The sequence below is a fragment of the Anaerosporobacter sp. genome (assembly GCF_965301125.1).
The window spans coordinates 333-3950 of record NZ_CBDLAM010000258.1; the positions used below are offsets into that span (position 1 = coordinate 333).

The 3618-nt window shown below is 31.3% G+C and carries 4 protein-coding genes; all 4 read right to left on the reverse strand.

Features of this window, described 5'->3' with window-relative positions; genetic code table 11:
- On the reverse strand, positions 1–1376 hold a 1376-nt coding region (locus tag ACW2QF_RS18150; protein ID WP_455717427.1), incomplete at its 3' end, for a helicase.
- A 9-nt stretch (positions 1377–1385) separates the two neighbouring features.
- Positions 1386–1871, reverse strand: coding sequence for a hypothetical protein (locus ACW2QF_RS18155; RefSeq protein ID WP_455717428.1), 486 nt, complete (start codon positions 1869–1871; stop codon positions 1386–1388).
- Positions 1872–1933: 62 nt separating this feature from the next.
- The gene (locus ACW2QF_RS18160) at positions 1934–3070 is read right to left on the reverse strand and encodes an AAA family ATPase (protein WP_455717429.1); all 1137 of its coding nucleotides are present in this window, start codon (positions 3068–3070) and stop codon (positions 1934–1936) included.
- Between the two features lie 95 nt (positions 3071–3165).
- Positions 3166–3387, reverse strand: a complete 222-nt coding sequence (locus ACW2QF_RS18165; RefSeq protein WP_455717430.1) for a hypothetical protein — start codon at positions 3385–3387, stop codon at positions 3166–3168.
- Positions 3388–3618 lie beyond the last annotated feature (231 nt).

Genomic DNA, 3618 nt, shown 5'->3' on the forward strand with positions numbered 1-3618 from the left:
TTTTTATCTCTGTTAAGTTTAAATGGTATTTTACTTTTACCATTTTTCCCCTCTAGTTTATATCCTATAATTTCTTTCTTTCCGCCTTCAAATTCATCATCAAATGGCCTACGCATCATTAGATTCACACTCATAACATCTACTATTGATTTGGCCATACCTATTTCATTATTTGTTAAATATCTCTGTTTAATACTTGCTTTACCAAGTTGATAAGTAACAAATAATCCCACATTTTTTGCAGACGGCTTTACTACATCATATAAATCAACCATATCACGAGTCATCGACTTAAATATCTCGTCTGTTTTGGCGTCACTACTTTCTTTTAATGTATCAAGAATAAAATACTTTACCCCCATACTACTGTATTTCTTGATAATTTTAATTACTGTTTTTACTGAATACTTCTCAAGTGGAATAATGGTTATATTTCTATTTTCTTTCTTTACTTCCAACCAATCAGCACACTTCTTCAATAATTCTTTTGTTTCGTTTGTAAATTTCCCATCTCTTAAAATATATTTATGAAATTCTTGTTTAAATATATTGTTTGCTACCCATACCAACAATTCCTTTTTTACCTTTTTTTCATCTTCCTCATTAATAATCATGACCATTTTTTCATCATAATTAATGACGGAAGGAGCAATATAATTGATAGCGGTTGTAGATTTCCCTACGCCAGAATTGGCTCCTAACCCATAAATATTTCCGTTTGAATTAAAGCCTCCAATTTCTTTGTTTAGTAAATAGCAGTTGTGAAGTGGCATACCGACGCTTACGCCTTTGTCTAACTCATCAATTAATTTATCAATATCCTCAAAGGCATTATAACTTTTAATATCATTTTCAACATCCATAAATGTATGATTAATAAATGCTTCAAGTTCATTATAGATTTCTTCTGTTTTCATATCACAGTAGTCACTTAGTCTATCTTTGACAGGTATACCCCACCTAGCTAACTCAACTACTTTATTCCACTTTTGTAGATCGTTTGTATATGCATCAAAATTTTCTTCTTTTACATAGGCTCCTGCTTTTGTAATAGTGTCATATCCGCCATAGTCATCGTATTGTTTTTGTAATTTTAAATGCTTCTCCAAATAAAGACCAACGGTAATATCGTCTAAAACTTTTTTTTCTTCCACTAAAACTAAATCATTTGCTATTGCGAAATAAACTTTCCAAACATTGTGTGAAAAATCCTCTATTGCCAATTTTGTTTCATATAATAATTCAGGATTCTTATATATAATTGATACAATATTGGCCTCACATGCTTCTTTAAATTCGCTTATCTTTTTTAATGTGTCGATAATTTCTTGTTCAAATGCTGAAATCTTTGCACTTTTTACATCGGTTTTTGCCATATTGCACCTCTACCATAAATTTTTTAACCTATCTGTTTTTAAATCATCTGTTTTTCTTGAGTATTCTGCTCCGTCATATGATATATTTTCAGTATTAATAGTTTCAGTTTTTTCTTTAGATTCTTTTACTTTTTTTAATCTTAAATAAACATCGTTAATATTATTTTCTACTATTACTACTATGTAACGAAATTTAGCCATTTCTGTATCGAACTCTTTGTTTGAAACTGCATTTAGTATTACGCCTTTATTTATTTTAAATGTATAAAAAACTGTTTCATATGAATAGTTAGCCCCGTCCGGTACAAATACGTTTCCAAATTGCTTACCTTTTAATGTTCCTCTTAATCTTTGACACATTTGCGTTGACAACTTCTGATTTTCATCGTAACCCATAATTTCAGTTTCGATATACTTACACATATCTTTCCAAATCTTAGTTTCTTCTTTAGTTTCTTTGTTGTAAACACGTTTTTTAAATTGTTTTTCTGCCAAATATATCACCACCTTATAGTATTTGAGGGAGTGTAATACCCCCTCGTTTTACATATTTTTATCTACTCAATAATGGATAAAACTTCTTTAGCATCTTCAATATTCGTAATTTCCGTAGGATTGTTATACCCGAGTTCTTTACTCTTGCCGATAATCGGCTTGATTAACGCCATATTAGATTTATTTTCCTTGATATAATCTGTGATCTTATTGATTATTTTTTCAAGTTCTTTCTTTTCTTTGTTTAATTCTTCGTTTTTGGCGATTTCTTTTAATTTTTTAGCCTCTTCATTTGCTTGTTCTTTTTTTGTATCTTCAAGCGTTTTGCCGGATTTGCTCTGTTCTGCTTTGATTGCATCTTCAAACGCTTTGATTAAAGAGTCAACGTCGAAAGGAATTTCTGGAATAATATCAGCAAATCTACTCTTAGAATCAATAGAGTATGAATCGTCTCTAAATGTAATCTTTCTACTTTCTCCCGTTACCACGCCCTTTGTTACATCTTTTCCTTTATTATCTTTTTTTCCAGTCTTCTCTTGAACAATTTCTCTATCAATAGACGCAACACCAAGAAAGTGGAGCTTTGTTTTAATTGCATTAAAATCTCTCATTGACATATTAGTTGTTAAAGTTGTAAACTTCTGACCAGTAACTACATCTTCCTGTTCTTTTTGCTTAACATGTCCAATGATAATAAATGAAACACCAACTGTTTTCAAAGACCATAATTTATCTAAAACAATTTCAGTAGCCTTATCTTCACCAGCCATATAGCCACCAAACGCAGCTTTAATACTCTTAACTGGCTTATCAGAATTTTCTCTATTATGCATACTAACAACTTCTGGTTTTGCAATTTCCAATAACTGATCGTATGTATCAATCACAACAACTCTTAAATCTTTCCAATCTTCGGTTTTGTTTTCAACTACATCATCCACAAAGTCTTCAAATCCCATTGAGTTTGATAGTTCCTCGTAATCCATCGACCACTCAGGACAATTTACAAAGTTAATATCATTGATAGCATCAGCTCCATCTTCTTTCCCACATTCTAAGAACATATATCCATCTCTTCCTGCAAGCTTTTCACACATCTGTTTTACGATAGTGGTTTTTCCAATCCCACTTTCACCGATTAATCCAATGTTATATTTAAGAATATCCAATTTGATCTCATTCTTTTTTCCAAATTTCATTCTATAGTTCTCCTTTTTATTTTTTTGTTGCTACCACATTAAGTTAAGTAGTAGCAACAATATACAAAGCTATGTATTTAAACAATTTATAAATCCTATAGCTTGCTTAACCAATCTTCATCGTCTTCTACAGTTTCATTTTCTACATCTGTGTCATCTGCATCAGTAGCTGCATCGTCGTCGTCTTCTTCATCTGATACAAACATAAAGTCAAGAATTAGATCTTCTTCTGAATATTTCTGTTCAAACTTTTGAATCTGTGGAACTTTATTATCATCATCGCCAACCATTTTAATAACTGGTTTACGAAGAATCATTCTCTTCTCTTTACCGCCACCAGTGGTACATTTAGCTAATGCTTCTTCTAATGTGTAAGCTCCAATCTCTATTAATTCTTTAATATCATCTGGAATATCATCTTCTGTGGCTGTTACAACTGCACCACCCTCTACAAACTCACCTTCGAAAGCAATTTCTGTAACACCTTTCTTAACCTTTTATTCCTTTGCGATTGTCTTTTCTTCAAGTGCTCTATTTGTGAGATCATT

Coding starts and splice junctions, on each gene's coding strand:
- ACW2QF_RS18160 (WP_455717429.1), bottom strand. CDS start 3,070: ATGAAATTTGGAAAAAAGAATGAGATCAAATTGGATATTCTTAAATAT.
- ACW2QF_RS18165 (WP_455717430.1), bottom strand. CDS start 3,387: ATGATTCTTCGTAAACCAGTTATTAAAATGGTTGGCGATGATGATAAT.